Genomic DNA, 819 nt, shown 5'->3' on the forward strand with positions numbered 1-819 from the left:
CTGCAGGAACAGGTAGTAGGCCACGTCGAGCGAATCCTCGCCGGTCGGTTCGACCTTGTATCGCAGCACGTTCATCAGCCCGACGTACTGGTTGCGAAAGGCGCTGTTGACGATCTTTCGATCGCGTCCCAACCGATGGGCCCGGGCGTTGACCAGCGGGCTGTACTCCAGATGCTGCCGCCAGTGACGCTCGACCGGGTCGACCACGGCCAGCGTACAGTCGACGTAATCGCCGAAGCGACGCAGCAGTCCGTCGTTGCTGCGGAGATACTCTTGGATCCGCGGTAGCCGATTATGATGGATGCCGTAGCTCCACAGCACCGGATGAAAGGCGTGACGCCCGGCCAGCAGTTCGAGTGTTTTGTCGAAGAAGTCGAGGTCGCTCATCCGCCAGGCGATCTTGCCCAGATCGATCCGATGGACGTTGTTCTGCTCGAGGTAGGAGAGCACCTCGGCCTGAGTCCCCCATTGCGAGACGTAGGCCCACGACGCCTTGTCGATTTTGCTCAACCGTTCGACGACGTGGAAGGTGAACGGATCGGCCCAGGCGGCGACCGCTTCGTCGCGGGCGACGTGGACCGGGTAGTGTTGGAAGTCGCCCGTCCTGGGGAGGTAGAAGTAGTACTCGATCTTCTGCGTCGCGTAGGGGCCCAGTCGCAGCGATTGGCTGCGAGTCCGCTTGCTGCCGAGCACGGGCATCGCCTTCTCGGGGATTTGCAGCAGAACGTCGAGCCCCTGCGTGGCCGAGGTCGGGTTGGTCACGACGACCTGGCAGCCGTAGACGACCCCGCGAAGGAACTCTTCGGTCACGTACTTGTC

1 protein-coding gene is annotated in these 819 nt (G+C 62.5%); it reads right to left on the reverse strand.

Annotated elements, in window-relative coordinates; genetic code table 11:
* The coding region (locus GY725_20720) for a hypothetical protein (GenBank protein MCP4006610.1) at window positions 1-762 on the reverse strand (762 nt) is incomplete at its 3' end.
* Between the last annotated feature and the right edge of the window lie 57 nt (window positions 763-819).

The sequence above is a fragment of the bacterium genome, assembly GCA_024226335.1.
GTDB lineage: Bacteria > Myxococcota_A > UBA9160 > SZUA-336 > SZUA-336 > JAAELY01.